The organism is Butyricicoccus faecihominis, from assembly GCF_014648015.1.
In the GTDB taxonomy this organism is placed as follows: domain Bacteria; phylum Bacillota; class Clostridia; order Oscillospirales; family Butyricicoccaceae; genus Agathobaculum; species Agathobaculum butyriciproducens.
In genome coordinates this window covers 1-21,569 of record NZ_BMQH01000001.1, presented here as the reverse complement: position 1 = coordinate 21,569, position 21,569 = coordinate 1, and the positions used below count along the sequence as shown (strand labels likewise).

At 57.9% G+C, this 21,569-nt stretch carries 15 protein-coding genes, 1 pseudogene and 1 riboswitch; of the genes and pseudogenes, 7 read left to right on the top strand and 9 right to left on the bottom strand.

Annotation, left to right across the window (positions count from 1 at the left end; genetic code table 11):
• Positions 1-202 precede the first annotated feature (202 nt).
• Together addA and IEY11_RS00075 are read right to left on the bottom strand one after the other, a co-directional pair.
• A complete protein-coding gene (addA, locus tag IEY11_RS00080) occupies positions 203-3,778 on the bottom strand; it encodes a helicase-exonuclease AddAB subunit AddA (RefSeq protein WP_188885417.1) in 3,576 nt (1,191 codons plus the stop codon).
• Positions 3,759-7,139: a PD-(D/E)XK nuclease family protein gene (locus IEY11_RS00075; RefSeq protein WP_188885416.1), complete on the bottom strand. Its 3,381-nt coding sequence runs from the start codon at positions 7,137-7,139 to the stop codon at positions 3,759-3,761. Before IEY11_RS00075 ends, addA begins: the two co-directional genes overlap by 20 nt.
• A 288-nt stretch (positions 7,140-7,427) precedes the next feature.
• Positions 7,428-7,554, top strand: a riboswitch (FMN riboswitch).
• A gap of 171 nt (positions 7,555-7,725) precedes the next feature.
• Between IEY11_RS00075 and ribD the strand changes: the two genes are divergently transcribed.
• From ribD to ribH, 4 genes are all read left to right on the top strand, one after another.
• On the top strand, positions 7,726-8,811 hold the full coding sequence (gene ribD / locus IEY11_RS00070) for a bifunctional diaminohydroxyphosphoribosylaminopyrimidine deaminase/5-amino-6-(5-phosphoribosylamino)uracil reductase RibD (RefSeq protein WP_188885415.1): 1,086 nt from the start codon (positions 7,726-7,728) through the stop codon (positions 8,809-8,811).
• A complete protein-coding gene (locus tag IEY11_RS00065) occupies positions 8,811-9,446 on the top strand; it encodes a riboflavin synthase (protein WP_188885414.1) in 636 nt (211 codons plus the stop codon). Before ribD ends, IEY11_RS00065 begins: the two co-directional genes overlap by 1 nt.
• 15 nt (positions 9,447-9,461) lie before the next feature.
• Entirely contained in the window at positions 9,462-10,670 is a 1,209-nt protein-coding gene (locus tag IEY11_RS00060) for a bifunctional 3,4-dihydroxy-2-butanone-4-phosphate synthase/GTP cyclohydrolase II (RefSeq protein ID WP_119189951.1), read from the top strand.
• 80 nt (positions 10,671-10,750) lie between these two features.
• A complete protein-coding gene (gene ribH / locus IEY11_RS00055) occupies positions 10,751-11,212 on the top strand; it encodes a 6,7-dimethyl-8-ribityllumazine synthase (protein ID WP_117554956.1) in 462 nt (153 codons plus the stop codon).
• Positions 11,213-11,328: 116 nt separating this feature from the next.
• On the opposite strand, the pseudogene IEY11_RS00050 reads toward ribH, so the two are convergent.
• The 5 genes and pseudogenes from IEY11_RS00050 to hrcA form a co-directional block, all read right to left on the bottom strand.
• Positions 11,329-11,591: pseudogene (locus tag IEY11_RS00050) on the bottom strand (hypothetical protein).
• Positions 11,592-11,718: 127 nt separating this feature from the next.
• Positions 11,719-12,870, bottom strand: coding sequence for a molecular chaperone DnaJ (gene dnaJ, locus IEY11_RS00045; protein WP_118729010.1), 1,152 nt, complete (start codon positions 12,868-12,870; stop codon positions 11,719-11,721).
• 127 nt (positions 12,871-12,997) lie between these two features.
• Complete coding sequence (gene dnaK / locus IEY11_RS00040; protein WP_118729011.1) at positions 12,998-14,845, bottom strand: molecular chaperone DnaK; 1,848 nt, start codon at positions 14,843-14,845, stop codon at positions 12,998-13,000.
• A 56-nt stretch (positions 14,846-14,901) separates the two neighbouring features.
• Positions 14,902-15,429, bottom strand: coding sequence for a nucleotide exchange factor GrpE (grpE, locus tag IEY11_RS00035; protein WP_118729012.1), 528 nt, complete (start codon positions 15,427-15,429; stop codon positions 14,902-14,904).
• A 28-nt stretch (positions 15,430-15,457) separates the two neighbouring features.
• Entirely contained in the window at positions 15,458-16,504 is a 1,047-nt protein-coding gene (gene hrcA / locus IEY11_RS00030; RefSeq protein WP_158557228.1) for a heat-inducible transcriptional repressor HrcA, read from the bottom strand.
• A 303-nt stretch (positions 16,505-16,807) separates the two neighbouring features.
• Between hrcA and IEY11_RS00025 the strand changes: the two genes are divergently transcribed.
• Together IEY11_RS00025 and IEY11_RS00020 are read left to right on the top strand one after the other, a co-directional pair.
• A complete protein-coding gene (locus IEY11_RS00025) occupies positions 16,808-17,827 on the top strand; it encodes a Gfo/Idh/MocA family protein (RefSeq protein WP_188885413.1) in 1,020 nt (339 codons plus the stop codon).
• 98 nt (positions 17,828-17,925) lie between these two features.
• On the top strand, positions 17,926-18,528 hold the full coding sequence (locus IEY11_RS00020) for a hypothetical protein (RefSeq protein WP_188885412.1): 603 nt from the start codon (positions 17,926-17,928) through the stop codon (positions 18,526-18,528).
• Positions 18,529-18,624: 96 nt separating this feature from the next.
• On the opposite strand, the gene IEY11_RS00015 is transcribed toward IEY11_RS00020, so the two are convergent.
• Positions 18,625-19,632, bottom strand: a complete 1,008-nt coding sequence (locus IEY11_RS00015) for a Gfo/Idh/MocA family protein (protein WP_188885411.1) — start codon at positions 19,630-19,632, stop codon at positions 18,625-18,627.
• 299 nt (positions 19,633-19,931) lie between these two features.
• Between IEY11_RS00015 and IEY11_RS00010 the strand changes: the two genes are divergently transcribed.
• Positions 19,932-20,948, top strand: a complete 1,017-nt coding sequence (locus tag IEY11_RS00010; RefSeq protein WP_188885410.1) for a LacI family DNA-binding transcriptional regulator — start codon at positions 19,932-19,934, stop codon at positions 20,946-20,948.
• A gap of 285 nt (positions 20,949-21,233) precedes the next feature.
• Here IEY11_RS00010 and IEY11_RS00005 read toward each other — a convergent pair.
• A partial coding sequence (locus IEY11_RS00005) for an ABC transporter permease (RefSeq protein WP_407926629.1) occupies positions 21,234-21,569 on the bottom strand: 336 nt, incomplete at its 5' end.

Below are 21,569 nucleotides of genomic sequence, written 5' to 3'. Positions count from 1 at the left end.
CCGCAGACGTTCCCGTCTGCGGATTTTTCATTTGGAAATGAGGAATGAATGATGGTGGCGTATTGAGGTTCTGCGGAGCCGTCCGGTATTTTTCCGGTGCCCCTTTGCTTTTGTTGTACTCAATTTACCATCGTGCGGCCGCAATGTCAATGCGTGCAAATGAATCTTAACACACTCTTAACTGCTGTGCGGTCGAATGCCGTCAGGTCTCGTCGAGCGACACCCATTCGGTATCGCCGGTGTGGAAAAAGTACAGCACACATGCGCGGACCGGTCTGCCGTAAATCTCATGCACGGCACGTGCGTAGGCGGCCAGCTGCGGACGGTACTGCTCGGCTCTCTCGACCGCACCGCCCTTCTTGATGCGGTCGGTCTTGAAGTCAAGGATAACAAAGCCGTCCCCGGTTTCAATCAGGCAGTCGATAACGCCCTGCAGGAGCACGTTTTCCTCGGGTGCATCCGCCGCGACCGGAAAATACGCTTGCGCCGGAACAAGCACGGAGAACTTGAACTCACGCCGCACCTTATTTTCCGCCATAAAGGTTTTGTACAGGTCGGAGGCGAAAAACCGTTCGATCTTGCGTTTATCCACAGCATGCGCCTGTTCTGTGGACAAAATCTTCTTTTCCGCCAGACGGTTCAGCTCGTTTTCCACGCCGTTCGGCGCACAGGCGGCATCAAAGTCGCAGAACTGCATAAACAGGTGGTGTGCTGTGCCGATCTCGGCAGGCGTCAGCTTTTTTTCTCCCTGCTCGAACAGCGGCGCGCGCAGCTGCACCTCCTTCCGCGGAGGCGGTGTCTGCTCGGCGGCCTCGTCTGCACGGTAGCCGCGGCCGACACCGGTGGCGGTCAGCTTACTCGGCAGCTCCGCGAGGTAAGCATACGGGTAGTCGAAGTGCGGCTGCACGGTGCAGTCGCCGGTCTCCCTGTCCTCGAAACGCAGGATTTCAGTTTCCTGCGGCTGCAGGTCGCTCGGATAATACACCTTGAGCATAAACGCATCATTGTCCGTGCCGTGCTCGGGCACCTCGGGCGCATACTCCTCGCGGAAGGCACGCGCGCATGGATGCCGCAGCAGCGGTGTCAGAATCCACGCAAGCGGCGTGCGCGCCGCACCCATGGCGTACTGCGGCAGCTCGTCGAGCGACGCCAGCAGCGACCATTTTTTCAGCGAATTCCGCAGACTGCCGGTGGCTGCCGTCAGAATCAGCTTTTCCTTTGCACGCGTCATCGCTACATATAATACGCGCAGCTCTTCGGATATCATCTCGCGGCGCATCTGCACCGAGACTGCAATGCGCTCGGCTGTGTCGTACTGCACACCGCGGTCACGGTCGCGGCACTTACTGCCAAAGCCGAGGTTCTGGTGCACGAGCACCGGCTCCTTAAGGTCACTGTCGTTGAACTGCTTGGCGCAGTCCGCCACGATAACAACCGGAAATTCCAGTCCCTTGGACTTGTGGATGGACAGAATGCGGACCGCACCGCCGGTGGCCTCGGCGCCGACCGTCTGGAAATCCTCGCCCTGTTCGAGCATGCCGCGCAGCAGGCGCACAAAGTCAAACAGGCCGCGGAATCCCTGTCCCTCAAACGAGCGCGCCCGCTCGAAGAATGTCAGCAGGTTGCTCTGACGCTGTGCGCCGTTCGGCAGAGCGCCGTACAGACCGAGCGCGCCGGTCTGGTCGTAAATCTCCCACAGCAGGCGGTACACCGGCTGATCGCACGCAAAGGTGCGCAGAAAGTCCAGCCGCTGCAGGAAGGTTTCCACCTTGGGAAAATCTGTTCTCGCCTGCAGCAGCGCGTCATAATAGCTGATCTTGCGGTCCACAAGGCGAATATCCGCCAGTTCCTGCTCGGTGAATCCGAACAGCGGCGAACGCATCACGCCGATAAGGTCAACATCCTGCCGCGGGTTGTCAATGACGCTGAGCAGCGACACCATCGTGCCGACCTCGGCAGTCTCCAGCAGGCCGCCGCGCTGCTCGGCGCTGGCTGTTACGCCGATGCGCTCCAGCTCCGCAATGTAGGTCGGCGCCTTGCTTCTGGGCGAGCGCAGCAGGATTACGATATCGCCCGGCGTGACCGGACGCAGCTTTCCGGTCTGCTTATCCGTCACCGGAAAGCCTTCGTCGAGCAGCGCACGAATTCGCTTCGCGGCAAGCCGTGCTTCGAGTTCGGTCTTGTCCGGCGCATCATCGTCCTCGCCGAGTCCGTCCGCGTCCACGAGCAGGACTTCGGTCTTGTACCGCTCGTTTCCGGCCTCCGGATAGTAGTCCGCGCCGAGGTGCAGCGCCTCCTTGTCCGTGTACACGAGATCGCCCACGGTCTCGCCCATGACGGCGGCAAACAGATAGTTGCACGCGTCCAGCACGGCCGCTCGTGAACGGAAATTCTGCCCGAGCACGACACGGCGCGGCTGCCCGTCAGCGGCGTCCGCCACCTCATCGAAGCTGCGGTATTTCTCAAGGAAAATGGACGGGTCAGCCAGTCGAAAGCCGTAAATGCTCTGCTTGACGTCACCGACCATGAACAGGTTGGTCTCGTTTCTGGAGAGTGCGCGGAAGATGGCATCCTGCACGGCGTTGGTGTCCTGATACTCGTCCACCGCAATTTCGGTGAACTGCTCGGACATGGTTTTCGCCAGTGTGGACGGCTTGCCGTCTGTATACAGCAGACGCACGGCAAAGTGCTCCAAATCGTTGAAATCCGCAGCATTTCTCGCACGTTTCGCTGCCGTAAAGGCATCGTCAAAGGCGTTTACCATGTCAATGAGCGCGAACAGCGCGGGGGCTGTTAGGCCGCGGTCGTACTCCGCTTCCTCTGCGGTGACGGTCAGCCATTTCTCCCGAATGTTATTGGCAACGCCCTTCCACTCCTCGCGCATGGCCTTGATCTGCTCGAGGAACGCCTTGTCCTCAAATTTTCTCGCGGCCTTCAGTCGGTCAAACGAAATCGACCGGGCAGCCTTCACGCAGTCATCCCAGCTGCCGCCAAACAGTGCGTCCAGCAGACGCTCGGCCTGATTTAAGTCGCTCGTCAGCGCGGGCAGATAGTTGTCCGCCAGCTCATCAATGCCGGTCAATTCATCCACAGCCATGTGCAGAAATGCCGCACCGTGCTGTGCCGCCGACTTCGCCTGCTCGCGCAGAACACGGCCGTGCGGCGTGTCCATGCCGCGCGTGTACAATCCGGCGCGCACATCCTCGAGGAACGCCCGCGGATCAGGATGCGCCTGAATCTTCTCGTAGGTGCCGAGAATGACCTCGCCCAGCTTTTGGTCGTCGCGCCCCGCCGTCAGCAGATCGCAGAGCGCAAAAAACTTCTCATCCGCCTGCTCATAGGCCGTGTCGAGCACTTCTTCGAGCACCTCGGCGCGAAGCAGCTTGCCCTCGTTTTCGTCCATCAGGCGGAAGTCGGGTGCGATACCGAGCACCGCCGCCTGCTCGCGCGCGAGCGACAGACACAGCGCGTGCACGGTCGTGATTTTCGCGCGGTGCACGAGGAACAGCTGCCGCCGCAGACGGGTATCCCGCGGGTTTGCGGCTACAGCCGCACCGAGTGCCGCACCGATTCGCTCACGCATTTCGGCTGCCGCCGCGTTGGTAAACGTAACCAGCAGCAGGCGGTCGATATCGACCGGATCGTTCTCGTCCGTCAGCCGCCGGAGCACGCGCTCGGTCAGCACGGCTGTCTTGCCCGAGCCGGCTGCCGCTGAAACCAGCAGTGCACCGCCGCGGTCGTCGATCGCGGTCTGCTGATCAGGTGTCCACTTCGGCATTGTCGTCCCCTCCTAACTGCTCCCAGAATTCCTTGTCCTTGATGTTTTTCAGCCAGCGCACCTTGTCTCCGGCGGTCTCATCGAACCGGCAGGCTGCCCGGAAATCACACCATTCGCAGTAGCTGCGGTCGGTCTTGCACGGGTCGGCTTCAATGCTGCCGTTTCGCAGAGCCTGTCCCATTTCGAGCAGCTTTTTCTGCGTGTATCGTGCCAGTCTGCCGAATTTCGCCAGATCGGCTACCGCAGACTTGGCGGCAAGCGTCGGCTCATCCTCACCCTTCCTGGTCTTGATAGAGACCGGAATAAATCGTCCATCACCCTCCAGACCGTGCTCCATCGCCTCGAGCAGCGACATATCGTCGCTCAGCAGACCCGAACGCCGCAGCGCCTTATCGCGCAGGATGCGCAGCCCTTCCTCGTCCGTGTCGCGCGCCGCGTCCGGCAGCTCATCACGCACCGGAACGTACAGCACACCCGCCGGTACGATTTCGTTCAGCTCGGCAGTCAGGCGGGCTCGATAGCGGTCAAGCCCCTCCTGCTGCAGCGCGTACAGATAGATGATAAGCTGCATGTTGAGTCCATACCAGATGTCGGACAGCGAAAATGACTTTTTTCCGCTTTTATAGTCCATAACGCGCAGATAGAGGCGGCCGTTTTTGATGTAGCCATCCACGCGGTCCACCTTGCCGGAGAGCGAAACCGACACATCGCCGTCCTCGCACTGCACGGGCGGCAGGTCGCCGCTGCGCGAGAAGTCCAGCTCATAGTCGATCGGCGCAAAGTCGGATACGCGCAGTTCTTCGATCACGTTGTCGAGGATCTGCTCCACGGCGCGCACCAGTCGGCGGAACAGGTACTGGAAACGCGCGGTTTTGTTCTCCAGGCCGCCCAGTTCCTCCGCGACATACTGCCGTACCGCTTCACGGCAGGCTTTGCGCACGGTCGGCTGATCGGCATGGGCGGCGCCGCCCTCGCACTTTCCAAGAGCATCCAGCGCATGCTCGAGCACATAGTGGATGAACGTGCCGGTCGAGAGCGCATCAAACCTCGCCACGCGGCGCGGCTTGGCCTTCAAACCGTACTGCATAAAGAACGCAAACCGGCAGGAATAGAACGTATCCACGCGCGAATCCGTCAGATTAAGACTTTTTCCGTACAATCCGTCAATCGTGTGCGGACTGCTCAGCGGTCCTCTGCCGCGTCGCTGCGCCTGCGCGTTTTTGACTCGCTCATCATCCTTATAGTAGTCATAGGCGGCCCGCACAGCGGCTGTCCGGTCGCCCGAAAGATACGCGCACGCGAGTTCGACCGCCGGTCGTTCCGCCTGCAGGCGGTCGCGCACGGTCTCCGTCCGGTGGGTGGAAAACGGCACATCCGGCAGCAGCTCCCGCACTGTGTTCACGAAGTAGGACGGCCGCGTTTCACCGCCGCCTGCGTCGATGGTGTGATACGTCAGCAGCAGCTCGTCTGTCGGGCACGCAAGTGCCCGATAGAGCGTTTCCTGCTCCATCAACAGGCGTTCCTCGCCGTAGGCTTTGAGTTCCACGCCGAGCGCATCCATTTTGTCGCGGTCCATGTCACTCAGCAGCGAGGTCGAGGATGGGGTTTTCGGTATCAGGCCGTCGTTAACGCCCAGCAGGATGACATATTTCGCATTTTCCGTACACGCACGCTCGATGTTGCCGCAGGTCACGCGGTCGAGCGAAACCGGAATCGTACCCACATCGTACTCGCCGAGCACCAGCCGGAACAGCTGCGCGAAACGGTCGAGCGTCAGCGGCATATCCCCGCACACCCACGCGAACTGCTCCATCGCAGAAACCAGGATTTCCCACAGCTGGCGGTACTCATCGGCCAGCTGCAGACGGCCCGCCTGCTCGTGTCCGGCGGCGCGGTCGGTCATGCGCTGCGGCGCATCCACCGCGAGAAGGAATGCATAGAGCGTACGCACGCAGTCACCTGCAGGCTGCTCACCTGCAAGTGCCTCGCGCAGTGCGGAGAACGGCGCGATTGCTCGTTTGCGGAGTGTGTTCAGCTCGGCAAGCTGTGCCTTCGCGTTCTCGTCGATGGACAGACCATAGCCGTCCGGATGCTCGGTCCACTCGCGTTCCCATGCTCCGCCGCGGATGTTCCAGGTGAGCACATAGTTCTCTAATTTGTCAATTTCGTCCCAATCCAAGCCCGCGAGTCCGGTCTTGAGACAGGAGAATAGATCTTCATATCGGAAGTGATTTCGCACCGCTTCCAGCGCATTCGTGACCAGCGCCATCGGCGGACGGGACAGCAGATCCGGCTTTTCCGCGAGGAATACCGGAATGTCGTACCGCGCCATCGCCATTGCAAGGAACGCGCTGTACGGCTCGATATCGCGTGCCGCAACCACAAAATCGCGGCAGCGCGCGCCTTCGTCCCGCACCTTGCGCCGAATGTAGGCCGCCGCATGCTCACACTCGTCAAACGGTGAAGCCGCCTCGTACAGCCGAACGCCGTCCGCGCTCTCCTGCGGGGCACGCACCGGCAGCAGGCTTTCGCGTTCGAGCGCAGCCAGTCCCGCCGGTCGGGCCACCTTGCTTTCGCCCAGTTCGATGCGCTCGACCGTCTGGTTATGATGCTTTGCCATCCGGGTTAATTTCTGCACTGTTTTACAGCCGGTAAGGAAAATCTCCGGGTAATCCGTATCGCAGGTTACCGCTGCAGCGAGCGGCACACCCGCCGCCAGCATGGCATCAACTACTGCACTTTCCTGCACGGTAAAGCCGAGAAAACCATCCAGATAGACCGCTGCACCGTCCAACGTGTGGCTTTCTGCCAGACGGTCGCGCAGGTGTGTCAGACGGTCTCTCGGGTCAGGCAAAGACTCCTCGCACAGGCGCTCATATGCCGTCAAAATCTGTGCAAGATCGGACAATTTTTCTGCAAGTACCGCGTCCTCACTCTCCTCGGCAGCCGCAAACAGCGTCTCCGGTGCGACTGCACAGGTTTTGCACTCGTCGATCAGCCGCAGCGCCTCCTGCAGCAGCTCCGGCTTGTCTGCCAGACCCTTCCACGCACTCAGCCCGCCCTGCACACGGCGTGCCGCCTCCTGCAAGGTCAAAAGCTGACCTGCCGGCGTCAGCATCTGCTGTGCCAGTCCGCCGACCTCAGAGAACACACGGTCAGCCAATCGTGAGAACGTCAGCACCTCGGCCGTGCGTGCGCCGTGGTTGTGCGTGGCTGCGGCAAGCCGTCTCTCCATCAGGTGCGAGTTCAGCTCGGGCACGAGCAGAATCTGCCGTCCCTCTCCCTTTTCACTCAGCGCCGCGATCTCCCGCAGGATGGCCGTTGTCTTGCCGCTCCCCGCTCGTCCGGTCCAGATCCGCATGGCACACTCTCCTTTCATTTCATAGCTATTTGATTATAGCACAACCGGAGCAAATTGAAAATTGGTAATGGAAAACGGAAAATTATCAATAACAACCGTATGGTCATTTTATATTTTTTATGCGTTATCAGCGTATTTTCCAGTCTTTTTCGAACTTTTACGGTGCTTTGTTTGCATTCACATATTCTGTAAAATTATTTTTTCAAAAAACTCTTGCATTTTTCTCCGCTTGGGACTATACTTTCCTCAGGCGGAACAATAAAGGCTCTGCCCCGCAAAACCAAATATTTGATTCTTCAGGGCAGGGTGCAATTCCCTACCGGCGGTACAGCCCGCGAGCGGATGCCATTCGGCGGAAGCATGATTCGGTGAAATTCCGAGGCCGACAGTATAGTCTGGATAAAAGAAGAATGCACGGAAAGATTTTCCGTTTGTTTGCTGTTCTGAAATGCCGATTCGGTGTTTCAGACTTTTTATTTTCACAATGCTTTTTTCAGCGTCCCGAAGATTCTATCTTTGGGACGTTTTTTTATGGCTGTCGCCAAACTATTGTGAAATTTTCTACAGAATTATATCAGGTGATTCTATGCAGGAGCAAAAACAGGAATATATGCGTCGGGCGCTGGCGCTGGCCCAGCGCGGAGCCGGTCACGTCAACCCGAATCCGATGGTCGGCTGCGTCATCGTCAAGGACGGAAAAATCATCGGTGAAGGCTGGCACGAGCACATCGGCGGCCTGCATGCCGAGCGCAATGCATTCGCGCACTGCACCGAGGACTGCACGGGCGCAGACCTTTACGTCACACTCGAGCCGTGCTGCCACTGGGGACGCACGCCGCCGTGCACAGACGCAGTCATCGAGCACAAGATCGGCCGCGTGTTCGTCGGCTGTCTGGACCCGAACCCGCTGGTAGCCGGCAAAGGCGCACAGATCCTGCGCGACGCAGGCATTGAAGTAGAGACCGGCGTGTGCGAGGACGAATGCCGCCGCGTGAATGAAGTTTTCTTTCACTACATCACGCACAAAACGCCGTTTGTGACGCTCAAGTACGCGATGACGCTCGACGGCAAAATCGCCGCGCACACCGGTGACAGCCGCTGGGTTACCGGCGAGACCGCCCGCCGTCATGTGCACAAAACGCGCAATCGGCTGCCCGCCATCATGGTCGGCATCGGCACCGTGCTTGAGGACGATCCGCTGCTCACCTGCCGCATTGACGGCGGGCGCGATCCGATCCGCGTAATCTGCGACAGCCGCGCAAGAACGCCGATCGACAGCAGAATCGTACAGACGGCGAACAAAATCCCGACCTATATCGCGGTCGTCGATCGAAATGAGCGCACCGCTGAACTGGAACGGCACGGTGTACACATTCTCGAATGCAAAACGAAAAACGAGCGCGTAGACCTTGCCGATCTGATGCGCCAGCTCGGCGCACTCGGCATCGACGGTCTGCTTCTCGAAGGCGGCTCGGCACTTGCGTTCTCCGCGCTGGAGGCCGGTGTGGTGCACCGCGTGCAAGCGTACATCGCCCCGAAAATCATCGGCGGTGCAGGCGCAAAAAGTCCGGTCGGAGGTCTGGGATTTGACAAGATGGTGCAGGCGCTTCCGCTGAAGGACGTGACCTGCACGCCGATGGACGAAGATTTCCTGATTGAAGGGAGATTGTAATGTTTACTGGACTTATCGAAGAAATCGGTACGGTGCGGCGCATCGAGCGCGGCGCAAAGGGCGCTCGGCTGACGATTGCAGCGAATACCGTGCTCGAAAATACAAAAATCGGTGACAGCATTGCCACGAACGGCGTATGCCTGACCGTGGTCACGCTGACGGACGACAGCTTCAGCGCCGACGTGATGGCGGAGAGCTTGCGGCGCTCCGCGCTCGGCAGTCTGCAGAGCGGCTCGCCGGTCAATCTGGAGCGCGCGATGCCTGCCGACGGACGGTTCGGCGGTCATATCGTATCCGGCCATATCGACGGCACCGGCTCGGTTCTCTCGCAGCGGCGCGAGGACAACGCCGTGTGGGTGACGATCAAAACACCGGCTCCCCTGCTCCGGTACATCGTCGAAAAAGGCTCGATCGCCATTGATGGCGTCAGCCTTACCGTGGCGGCTGTGACGGACACCGACTTTTCGGTCTCCATCATTCCGCACACCGGCGCACAGACCATTCTGCTCGGCAAAAAGCCGGGCGAGCCGGTCAACCTCGAATGTGATGTGATCGGCAAATACGTTGAAAAAATGCTCACGCCGCACAAATCCAGCGGTATTACGATGGATTTTCTTGCACAACACGGATTTTAACGGAGGTTTTCTCTTATGGAATATCAGTTCAATACAGTTGAAGAGGCGCTCGAAGAGCTTCGCGCCGGACACCTCATCCTCACCATTGATGACCCGGACCGCGAAAACGAGGGCGACCTCATCTGCGCGGCACAGTTTGCCACGACCGAGAACGTCAACTTTATGGCGACCCATGCCAAGGGCCTGATCTGCACACCGATGAGTGAGCAGGTTGCACTCCGTCTCGGTCTCGAGCAGATGGTAAAGGTCAACACCGACAACCACCACACCGCGTTCACGGTCTCCATCGACCATGTGGACACCACGACCGGCATTTCCGCCGAGGAACGCGGCTTTACCTGCCGCAAATGTGCGGATATCCACACCAAGCCGGAGGAACTCCGCCGTCCGGGACACGTTTTCCCGCTCGTCGCACGCCGCGGCGGTGTGCTGACCCGCAACGGCCACACCGAGGCGACTGTCGATCTGTGCCGTCTGGCCGGACTCGAGCAGTGCGGTCTGTGCTGTGAGATCATGCGCGATGACGGCACGATGATGCGCACGCCCGAGCTGATGGAGAAGGCCAAGGAATGGGGTCTCAAGATCATCACTATCAAGGACCTGCAGGACTACTGCCGCCGTCATGATAAGCACGTTGTCCGCGAAGCCTGTGCGAAAATGCCGACCCGTTTCGGTGAGTTCCGCATCTACGGCTACGTCAACGACCTGACCGGCGAGCACCACGTTGCGCTCGTCAAGGGCGAGATCGGCGATGGCAAGAACCTGCTCTGCCGCGTACACTCCGAGTGTCTGACCGGCGATGTGTTCGGTTCCCGCCGGTGCGACTGCGGTCAGCAGCTTGCGGCAGCCATGCAGCAGATCGACAAGGAAGGCCGTGGCGTGCTGCTCTATATGCGCCAGGAAGGCCGCGGCATCGGTCTGATCAACAAGCTGAAGGCGTATGAGCTGCAGGAAAAGGGCTTCGATACAGTCGAGGCAAACGTAAAGCTCGGCTTTGCGCCCGACCTGCGTGAATACTGGATCGGCGCTCAGATCCTGCAGGACCTCGGCGCGAAGGAGCTGCGCCTGCTGACCAATAATCCGGAGAAGATTTACGGTCTGGACGGCTTCGGCGTAGAGATCGCCGAGCGCGTGCCGATTGAGATTGCACCGCAGAAGGACGACGCGTTCTACCTCAGAACCAAGAAGATTAAGATGGGACACCTCTTTAGTGAAACATTGTAATCAATCTATCCCGCAGGGCGGGATGATCTCACCTCGCTCTGCAATATATCTGTTCACCATATTGAAAGGAAGATTTTAAGATGAAGGTACTCGAAGGCAAGTTAGTAGCAACCAAGGGCAAGTTTGCAATCGTTGGTGCACGTTTCAACGAATTTATCGTTTCCAAGCTGATCTCCGGCGCGGAGGACACGCTGGTACGTCACGGTGTGGACACGGATGACATCACGCTCGTATGGGTTCCGGGTGCATTTGAGATTCCGCTTGCGGCGCAGAAGCTGGCGCAGAGCGGCAAGTATGATGCAGTTATCTGCCTCGGCGCGGTTATCCGCGGCTCGACCAGCCACTACGACCTCGTGTGCAACGAGGCTGCCAAGGGCATCGCACAGGTCAACCTGCAGACCGGCGTACCGGTAACGTTCGGCGTGATTACCACTGAGAACATCGAGCAGGCCATCGAGCGCGCAGGCACCAAGGCCGGCAACAAGGGCGCCGATGCAGCGATTGCCGCTCTCGAGCTGGCAAACCTGCTGCCGCAGCTCTAAAATTGTGCAAAAAAAATGCTCTCTGATGATTCAGAGAGCATTTTTATTTACCATCCTCAATTCTATTTTCCTCCTGCAGACGAAAAACCACCCGAGAAAATCCCGGGTGGTTTTCTTTATTCTACCGAGCCTTCTCCGCCCATGAGCGCGGTCAGCTCCTCAATCCGCTCCAGTGGGAACGGCGGGAACGCCACCGGCTTCATGGCGATGGACATCAGCTTCATCGGGTTATCGTCCGCCGCTGCGCGGTTAGAGTGCAGTACACCGCGCCTGCCGGTACGACCGGACGGCCGCACACCCTGCAGGTGAAGCTGTCGTCGCAGGCGTGCGTTTTGTAATAACCCTTTTGATATTGCTTGCGTTTATTCTCCCGATTCATGAGAATTCCTCCTGAAAAGTCGATATTATTCGTCCTTTGGGGAGGTGGTTTATGGGTTCAGCCGACCTCCCGGTCAGCTTACCGAATCCAATTCACCGTATTTCTTCAAAAAGCAAAGCTCCTTTAATTATTTATCCTTAAGTGCGTCCTTTACCTTATCCCAGAAGCTCTTGCGCTTGACCTGATTCTCGTCGGTAGACGTTTCCTCGAACTCACGCAGCAGCTTTTTCTGCTTGTCGGACAGGTTCTTCGGCACCTCGATGTTTACGCGGACGTACTGGTCGCCGCGACCGCGGCCGTTGACATTCTGAATGCCCTTGCCGCGCATGCGGAACGTCGTACCGGTCTGCGTGCCTTCCGGAATCTTGTACTCGATGCGGCCGTCGATGGTCGGCACCTGCAGCGTATCGCCGAGTGCGGCCTGTGCGAACGAAATCGGAATATCGACATGTACATCCGAGCCGTTGCGGGTAAAGATCGGATGCGGACGGATGGCAACCGTTACGAACAGATCGCCTGCGGGACCGCCGTTCACGCCTGCATTGCCCTGACCGCGCTGCTGGATGGACTGACCATCGTCGATACCTGCCGGAATGTTGACCTTGAACTTGCGGGTCTTGCGGACACGACCCTGACCGCCGCACTTCGGACACGGCTTCTTGATGATCTTGCCGGTGCCGCGGCAGTTCGGGCAGGCGCCCTGCGTCTGGAACATGCCGAGCGGCGTGCGCTGGGTCTGCGTAACAACGCCGGTGCCGCGGCAGTTCGGACAGGTCTCCGCCGTGGTGCCCTTTGCGGCACCTGTGCCGCCGCAGTCGTCACAGGATTCGATGCGCTCGACCGTGATCTCCTTCTCACAGCCGAATGCGGCTTCCTCGAAGGACAGGATCACCGTCTGACGGATGGATTCGCCTCGCTGCGGTGCGTTGCGGCGGGACGACCGTCCGCCACCAAAGCCGCCGCCGAAGAATGAGCCGAACAGGTCGCCCAAATCGCCCATGTCAAAGCCGCCGCCGTAGCCGCCTGCACCGGCGCCGCCGCCGTAGCTCGGGTCAACGCCGGCAAAGCCGAACTGGTCGTACTTGGCGCGCTTCTCCTTGTCGGACAGCACCTCGTATGCTTCGTTTACTTCCTTGAACTTATCCGCAGCCTCCGGATTATCCTTGTTGAGGTCCGGGTGGTACTTGCGCGCCAGCTTGCGGTATGCCTTTTTCAGCTCATCATCACTTGCGCCCTTCTGTACGCCGAGCACTTCATAATAATCTCTTTTATCAGCCATAAAAAATCATCCTATACACAGGGATAGGCGCACCAAAGTGCGCCTCTCCATTAGAGTGGAGTGTGGAGAGTGAAGAGTGAGGAGTTTTTCTCTCCACTCTTCACTCTTCTATCTTCACTCTTGCTTATTACTTATTGTCGTCGTCCTTAACCTCGGTGAAGTCAGCGTCTACAAAGTCGCCCTGCTGGCCGCCCTGTGCGCCTGCACCCGGCTGGCCGCCCATGTTCGGGTCGCCCTGCGGTGCCTGCTGCTGATAGATCTTGCCGGCCAGATCGGAGAACTTCTTGGACAGACCTTCGGTTGCAGCCTTGATCATATCGGTATCGGTGCCCTTGAGCGCTTCCTTAACCTTTTCGATCTCAGCCTGAACGCCTGCCTTCTCATCTGCGGACAGCTTGTCGCCCAGATCGGTCAGTGCCTTCTCGGACTGGAATACCAGCTGCTCAGCGTTGTTGCGAACCTCAACTGCTTCCTTGTTCTTCTTATCCTGCTCAGCGTACTGCTCAGCCTCGTGCATTGCCTTGTCGATCTCGTCCTGAGACAGATTGGTGGATGCAGTGATGGTGATCTTCTGCTCCTTGCCGGTGCCGAGGTCCTTAGCGGATACGTTTACGATGCCGTTTGCGTCGATATCGAAGGTAACCTCGATCTGAGGAATGCCGCGCGGTGCCGGAGCGATGCCGTCGAGGGTGAAGCGGCCGAGGGTCTTATTGCCCGCAGCCATCTCGCGCTCGCCCTGCAGAACATGGATCTCAACCGACGGCTGGTTGTCAGCTGCAGTGGAGAAGATCTGGCTCTTCTTGGTCGGGATGGTGGTGTTGCGGTCGATCAGCTTGGTGCATACGCCGCCGAGGGTCTCAATGCCGAGGGACAGCGGAGTTACGTCGAGCAGCAGCACGTCCTTGACCTCGCCGCCAAGTACGCCGCCCTGAATGGATGCGCCGATTGCTACGCACTCGTCCGGGTTGATGCCCTTGAAGCCTTCCTTACCGGTGATGCCCTTAACAGCCTCCTGTACAGCCGGGATACGGGTGGAACCGCCAACCAGCAGAACCTTGGACAGATCGGAAGCGGACAGACCAGCGTCGCTCATAGCCTGACGAACCGGGCCCATGGTGCGCTCTACGAGGTCTGCGGTCAGCTCGTTGAACTTTGCACGGGTCAGGGTCAGCTCGAGGTGCTTCGGGCCGGTTGCGTCTGCGGTGATATACGGCTGGTTGATGGAGGTCTGGCTCATGCCGGACAGCTCGATCTTTGCCTTCTCAGCAGCTTCCTTCAGGCGCTGCATAGCCATACGGTCATTCGACAGGTCAATGCCGTTGGACTTCTTGAACTCGTCAACCATCCAGTCGATGATGCGCTGGTCGAAGTCATCGCCGCCGAGGTGGGTATCACCTGCGGTGGACAGAACCTCCAGAACGCCCTCGCCGATATCCAGGATGGATACATCGAACGTACCGCCGCCGAGGTCGTAAACCATGATCTTCTGCTCGGATTCCTTATCTACGCCGTAAGCCAGCGCAGCAGCGGTCGGCTCGTTGATGATACGCAGAACTTCCAGACCTGCGATCTTGCCGGCATCCTTGGTAGCCTGACGCTGCGAGTCGGAGAAGTAAGCCGGAACGGTGATGACCGCCTGATTGACCGGCTGGCCGAGGTATGCTTCTGCGTCAGCCTTCAGCTTCTGCAGGATCATAGCGGAAATCTCCTGCGGGGAGTACGGCTTGCCGTCGATGTTTACGCGGTAGTCGGTGCCCATGTGACGCTTAATAGAAATAATGGTACGGTCAGCGTTGGTTACAGCCTGGCGCTTAGCGACCTGACCGATCATACGCTCGCCGTCCTTGGAAAATGCAACAACAGACGGAGTGGTGCGCGCACCCTCAGCGTTAGGGATGACTACGGCTTCGCCGCCCTCCATAACAGATACACAAGAGTTCGTCGTACCAAGGTCAATACCAATGATCTTACCCATAATAAATACACTCCTTAATAGTTAGGATTTAGTTTACTTTAATTAATAGTTAGTAATCAGTTTGCAACCTTCACCATCGCATGGCGAATAACCTTATCGCCGATCTGGAAGCCCTGCTGGAAGGTTTCCGCGATAACATTCTCACCGAGGCTTTCATCCTCAACGTGCATAACCGCGTTGTGGAAGTTCGGATCGAATGCGGTGCCTGCGGTAGCGTCGATGACGGTGACGTTAATGCCCTTGAGGCTTTCGGTCAGCTGCGTCATGGTCAGCTCGACACCCTTTTTATATTCGGTGTCGGCGGTCTCTGCCTTGAGCGCCCGCTCGAGGTTATCGTAGGTCGGCAGCAGTGCGGTTACGGCGCGGCTGACTGCATCGGTGTACGCCTGCTCGCGCTCGCGCTGGCTGCGCTTGCGGAAGTTGTCGTACTCCGCCGCCATGCGGAGATAACGATCGTTCAAGTCGTTATACTTGGCTTCCCAGTCCGTCGCGGGCTTTGCATCAGCCTTAGCGGTCTCCTCTGCGGGAGCCTCGGTCTTTACCTGCTCCTGCTCTTCCGCCTCCGGCTTTGTCTTTTTGCTCATGTCGTTTTGTGCCTCCGTTTACAGGAAATCAATGATTTCCGTCTTTTTCATCTAAAAATGTCTCGGCAATCAGCTTGTTCAGCCCTTTTGCAAAGCGGCTGAGCTGTGCGGACAGCTTGGCGTAATCCATGCGGGTCGGACCCACGATGCCGATCGCACCCTGACCGATCTTGCCGATATCGTATTTTGCGTAAATCGCCGAGGTTTCACTCAGCGGGTTTTCACCGTTTTCCGGTCCGATGAAGAACTGGATGCCGTCGATCTTGCGGGTGGCCGGCAGCAGGTGCTTACGGTCGTCCTCCATGTAATCGAGCAGCGTCTGCGCCTTTTTCGTATCGCGGTACTCCGGAAAACGAAGCAGCTTGCTGGCACCGTCGAGGTAAACCTTCTGGTCGCTCAGCTCGGTGATCAGCTCTGCGATGTACTCGGCCACCGGAGCGAGCAGCGCGGTCAATCCCGCGGCGCGGCGCACAATGTCGAATCGCTCGGCGGTGATGCTCGAGAGCGGCAGTCCGGTCAACGTCTGGTTGAGCACATAGGTGAGCAGCTCGGCCTCATCCTTGGAGACCTCGGCCACCGTGCGGACCATTTTATTCTTGACCGTGCCCGAATCCGTAACTACTACGATTACGAAATTCATCTTATCGACTGCAATGATCTCAAACTGCCGGATGGCGATCTGCGTCATGGCCGGTGTGATAGCAACCGACGCGTAATTCGTCAGACTGGTGAGCAGCTTGCCGGCTTCCTGAATGAGGTGGTCAAGCTCGCGTACCTTGGTAAGCACACTGTTCTGCAGTGCGTTTCCGTCCTCCGCATTGTCGGCCGGGCGCTCCATCAGTTCATCCACATACAGTCGATAACCCTGCGGTGAGGGGATTCGTCCCGCAGAGGTGTGCGGCTTTTCGAGGTAGCCCATGTCCTCCAGTTCACTCATCTCATTGCGGATGGTGGCGGACGAGAACGGCAGCTCGTGTCCCTCGGTCAATGCCTTGGAGCCAACCGGTTCAGCCGTGCGGATGTAATCGCCGATGATGGCTTTGAGTATTTGTTTTTTACGTTCCGAAAGCTCCACCGAAGCAGACTCCTTTCTTTCGGTTGTTAGCACTCCATCTCCCCGAGTGCTAAACTTAATTTACCACCACATACGGACAAAGTCAAGTGCTGTTTGTGAACAATTTATGAAATGATGGTCGGAATTTTATCACACTCGTCTGCCGAGTGCTGAAATGCCAATTTTCACCGTATGAAAAATGCTCTGATTTGGTCGTTTTTCCTTGCGTTCGCGTCCACGCAGTGATAGAATTACTATGAGAGAGACAGGCAATCGTTCGATTGCCGTAGAGAGAAAATCCGCTCTATAAAAAGGAGAACAAACATGAAGGAAATCAAAGTTGGCATCGTTGGTTTGGGCCGCCTCGGTTCGGTACACGCGCAGAATCTCGCGTTCAAGATTCCCGGCTGCAAGCTGGTCGCTGCCTGCTCGCTCGTGCAGAAGGAGCTGGACTGGGCAAAGGACTACCTCAAGGTAGAGTACACCACCACGGACTACAAGAAAATGGTTGACGAGGCAGACATTGAAGCTGTCGTTATCGTCTCCTCCTCTCCGGAGCACTGCTGGATGATCGAGTACGCGCTCGATGCAGGCAAGCACGTCTTCACCGACAAGCCGCTCGGCTGCTCGCTCGAGGAGTGCAAGCGCGCTGAGGCTGCCGTTGAACGTCACCCGGACAAGATCTTCTTCCTTGGCTTTATGCGCCGCTACGATCCGTCCTACGCGGATGCAAAGGCACAGATCAACGCAGGCCGCATCGGCAAGCCGTATCTGGTAAAGGCTACCGGCCTGGACCCGGAAGCACTGGTCGAGAGCTGCATCAAGTTCTCCAAGACCTCGGGCGGCATCTTCATTGACGCGGCTTCGCACGACATTGACCTGATGCGCTGGTTCCTCGGCGGTGAGGTTACCGAGGTTTACGCCGCGGGCACCAACTTCAAGCACCCCGAGTTTGCCGAGAACGGTGACACCGAGACCGGCATGGCAATGCTCAAGTTTGACAATGGCACGGTCGCTTTCCTGCACGTTGGCCGCACTGCACCGCACGGCTACCACACCGAGACCGAAATCGTCGGCACCGAGGCGCATATCCGCGTAGCCGGTGTACCGTGGAAGGACCGTGTAATGGTTTACGATCAGTACGGTGCCCGTCAGGAGATCGTCGAGAACTTCCCGCAGCGTTTCGCAGAGGCGTACCTGCTCGAAATGGTGGACTTTATCGACTGCATCCAGAAGGACCGCAAGCCCGAGCTGACCGTTTACGACGGCACCAAGGCAACCCTCGTTACCTACGCGATTACGGATTCGTTCCACTCCGGCAAGCCGGTTCAGGTACAGTATTAATATATTGTAAAATCGCACAAAAGCAGAGCCGAAAGGCTCTGCTTTTTCTTGCACATTTCCATCTTCTCTGCTATGATAATGGAAAGGAGGTAGAGTCTATGACGAATGCTAACCCCAATGCTCCCGCGTACCGCTGGCTGCTGCTGTTCTGGCTGTTCAATGCTCTGAATGTGCTGTTCGGCGTGATTGACCTGCCGGTCGTATTGTTCAGCGGTGAAGCCGGTCAAATCACGTTATCTAATATTCTCGCACTCGCTGCCGCAGTCGCACAGTTTTATCCGTTCTATCAACTCGGCAAGCTGTCCGACCGTCTGCACCGCGCCTTCACTGTCAACATTATCAGCGTCTGCGCAGCCGTTGTCGGACTGATCTCGCTTCTGATCGCGCTGACCGACCGACCGCCCTATAACTCTGCCGCGGTCATCACGGTGATGAGTCTGGTAGTCATGGCGGGCGTGATTTGCCTGTACGTTTCCCAGTTCTTTCTGTATACCGGATTGGAGGCGCTTCGCGCGGAACGCGGCTATGATTATCCGTCCCGCCTGATCCGACTGTGCTTTTTCGTGCCGCTGATCTGCGATATTGCCGCCGTCCTGCTGGACAGCGCGCTCAAAACCTCGATTTCGCTCTTTTCTAAGTGTTTCTGCCTGATCGTGCTCGGACTGTTCGTCCGCGCCGCTCGCAAGAGCGAGATTGCATAACTGCGGCACGAGATCATGTCGCCCATAAGATATCAAATACTTCTGCAAACGCGAAAAAAGACCGCCTAAGCGGTCCTTTTTCTTTTATATGAGAGATTATTTGTAGAGAGCAGGTTTATCCATCATCTCGATCGGCAGGAACTGATTCGTGCCGCGGGAACGGTTGAGCGTGTCTGCTGCAACGCAGGCAGCGTAGCCATCCCATGCGGACGGACCATCCGGCTCACCCTTCTCCTCGAGGGTCTTGACCCAATGGGTCAGCTCAATGTCATAGGCTTCAATAAAGCGGTCCTTCCAGTCGGTCAGGATCGGGAACGAACGGGTCGCGTTCGAGCGCTTGACAACCGCATACGGATCAGGCAGGTTGACTGTGCCCTTCTCGCAGACGACCTGACACTGGATGTCGTAACCGTAAGCGTCCGCAACCTGAACCTCTACGTCGATGCGCGCACCGGACTGGGTTTCCAGCAGCACGATCTGCGGGTTGTCGTAACCCTTGGTAGAGCACGCGGACTGGCGCACCTTGAGCACCTGACCGTTCTTATACTCGTCACCGAGCAGCCAACGACAGATATCCAGCTCATGGATTGCAACGTTGGAAACGCCCATCTCGGTCTGGAAGCCGTCCGGCTGAGACACGTTGCGGTGGCACGCGTGAATCATCAGCGGTGCACCCAGCTCGCCGGAGTCGATGATGCGCTTCATCTCGGCATAGCCGCGGTCATAGTGGCGCATGAAGCCCACCTGCAACAGACGTTTGCCGTGCGCGGTTTCTGCGGCGATGATCTTCTCGCAGTCCTCTGCGTTCTGTGCCAGCGGCTTCTCGCAGAACACCTGCTTGCCCGCTTTGAGAGCCTCGAGCACATAGCCTGCGTGGCTCGGGTCGGACGAGGTGATAACGACCGCCTGCACCTCCGGTGCTGCGATCAGCTCCTCGCCGGTCTTGTATGCCTTCATGCCTTCATACTGCGCTGCAACCTTAATCGCAGCTTCTTCAAAATAGTCTGCACAGGCAACAACCTGACAGCCCGGAACAATGTCCGTCAGGCGTCGAATGTGATCGCGGCCAATTGCGCCGCAGCCAATAACACCAATATTCAGCATGCTGATCCTCTCCTTTTAACAGCAAGAATAATCGCTTAAAATCTCGTTAATACTCGCGGATTCCCGCGTTTTTTCACACTTTTTTCTTCATTGTATACATTGTACCGCAATCCCGCCGTCACGGTCAACCGTCCCACCAAAACATTGGTAGCCTGCCTAAAAAAGCACCGCAAATTTATGGCAAAATGAAGGCTCAAAAGCAGATGACAGTGCATTTTTGATTGTGCACTGTGCGTAGTTATACTTGACGTCAGCGCTGCTCTCCCCTATACTTTGAAGTAGAAAAGGAGAATGTGTCAATGGCAGTTACCATACAAAAAATCGCAGAGCTGTCCGGTGTGTCGCGCGGCACGGTGGACCGTGTGCTGCACGGACGCCCCAACGTCAATCCGATGATACGCGAAAAAGTTGTCCGTGCCGCAGAAAAACTCGGCTACCAGTCTCCAGTGCCGCCGAAATCGGCAGATTGCAGGCAAGCGGCTATTCTCATTCCGCAATGGACGGATGGGCACTTCAACCGGCAGATCGTCAGCGGCATTCGCAAGGCACTGCGCTATATCGCCGATCCGGCGTTTATACTGACCGAGCAGCCGCTGCGCACCATGACGATGCAGGAGCTGCTCCGCGCGATGGACGAACAGATTCGTTCCGGCGTGGACGGACTCATTATCCGTGCCGAGAATACGCCGGAGGTCCGCGCCGCCATCGAGCAGGCGGTGCAGAAAGGCGTTACCGTCATCACCTATGATGCCGATGTGCCGCACAGCGGCCGTCTGTGCCACGCCGGACAGGATCTTGTCCGCGCAGGCGCTATCGCCGCCGGTGTCATGGCGCGGCTCATCCGCTCGCCCGAGCACGTTCTCATTGTCACCGGAAATCTGCGTATGGAGGCCCACAAAGGCCGCGTGGACGGCTTTTGCCGCCGTCTGCTCGAGCTGGGCTTCTCCGAAGATGCCTACCGCGTGATCGAAACCAACGAAATGCCTGAACTCACCGGTGAACTCGTCGCGCAGGCGCTTCAGGCCGACAGTCGCCTGCACGCCGTCTATATGGCCTGCCAGCCGCTCTCCAGCTGCATCGCGGGCATCCGAAAAGCGCGGCGCACCACCCGTCCGCATATCGTCTGCAACGACCTCACGCCAACCGCGAAGCGGTATCTGCGCGAGGGAACGGTGGATTTCGTGATCGGTCAGTCATTCTCGCAGGAATCGTTCCACGCCGTGTTGGCGATGTATCAAATGCTGCTGCGCGGCGTGCAGCCCAAACGGGAGCTGTATTATACCGATCTGCGGTTGATCACGCAGGAAATGCTGTAAACTGCGTTCAGAGTGGGGAGTTGAGAGCGGAGAATTTGTAACGATTTTCGTCCATTTGCATCTATTGATAGAAAATCCTACCATCTGACCGAACAAATTGTGCGGCGCTGACACGCCGCACTTTCACCCGATAGACCTCCAGGCCGCCGAGCCTGCCGCGCGTGCGGCACGTTCCCGCCGTCCGCAGACGGCAACTCCGCCGTTCCGCAAATCGAAAAAGGGTTTTCCACAACAAAAAAGAGCCGCTTTACAGCGACTCTTTTTTGTTTGATATGCGTGGACTGATTACTTAGCAGCCAGACGGCGAGCCTTAGCAGCCATGCGCTCACGAGTAACGTCGAGCAGTACGGCGCCGATGATAACCAGGCCGAGTACGAGGTTCTGTACTGCCGAAGATACGGACAGCAGGGAGAAGCCGTTACGCAGAACAGCGATGATCAGCGCGCCGAGCATGGTACCAACCATGGTGCCCTTGCCGCCCATGAAGGATGCGCCGCCGATGATGCAGGCTGCGATCGCGTCGGTATCGTACGGCTGGATTGCGTTAACGCCGTTGCAGATACCGGAACGACCGATGGAAACGATACCAGCCAGAGCTGCCATGAAACCGGACAGGGTGTA

Coding starts and splice junctions, on each gene's coding strand:
- IEY11_RS00020 (WP_188885412.1), top strand. CDS start 17,926: ATGACGAATGCTAACCCCAATGCTCCCGCGTACCGCTGGCTGCTGCTG.
- addA (WP_188885417.1), bottom strand. CDS start 3,778: ATGCCGAAGTGGACACCTGATCAGCAGACCGCGATCGACGACCGCGGC.
- IEY11_RS00010 (WP_188885410.1), top strand. CDS start 19,932: ATGGCAGTTACCATACAAAAAATCGCAGAGCTGTCCGGTGTGTCGCGC.
- IEY11_RS00075 (WP_188885416.1), bottom strand. CDS start 7,139: ATGCGGATCTGGACCGGACGAGCGGGGAGCGGCAAGACAACGGCCATC.
- grpE (WP_118729012.1), bottom strand. CDS start 15,429: ATGAGCAAAAAGACAAAGCCGGAGGCGGAAGAGCAGGAGCAGGTAAAG.
- IEY11_RS00015 (WP_188885411.1), bottom strand. CDS start 19,632: ATGCTGAATATTGGTGTTATTGGCTGCGGCGCAATTGGCCGCGATCAC.
- dnaK (WP_118729011.1), bottom strand. CDS start 14,845: ATGGGTAAGATCATTGGTATTGACCTTGGTACGACGAACTCTTGTGTA.
- IEY11_RS00025 (WP_188885413.1), top strand. CDS start 16,808: ATGAAGGAAATCAAAGTTGGCATCGTTGGTTTGGGCCGCCTCGGTTCG.
- IEY11_RS00065 (WP_188885414.1), top strand. CDS start 8,811: ATGTTTACTGGACTTATCGAAGAAATCGGTACGGTGCGGCGCATCGAG.
- IEY11_RS00060 (WP_119189951.1), top strand. CDS start 9,462: ATGGAATATCAGTTCAATACAGTTGAAGAGGCGCTCGAAGAGCTTCGC.
- ribH (WP_117554956.1), top strand. CDS start 10,751: ATGAAGGTACTCGAAGGCAAGTTAGTAGCAACCAAGGGCAAGTTTGCA.
- ribD (WP_188885415.1), top strand. CDS start 7,726: ATGCAGGAGCAAAAACAGGAATATATGCGTCGGGCGCTGGCGCTGGCC.
- dnaJ (WP_118729010.1), bottom strand. CDS start 12,870: ATGGCTGATAAAAGAGATTATTATGAAGTGCTCGGCGTACAGAAGGGC.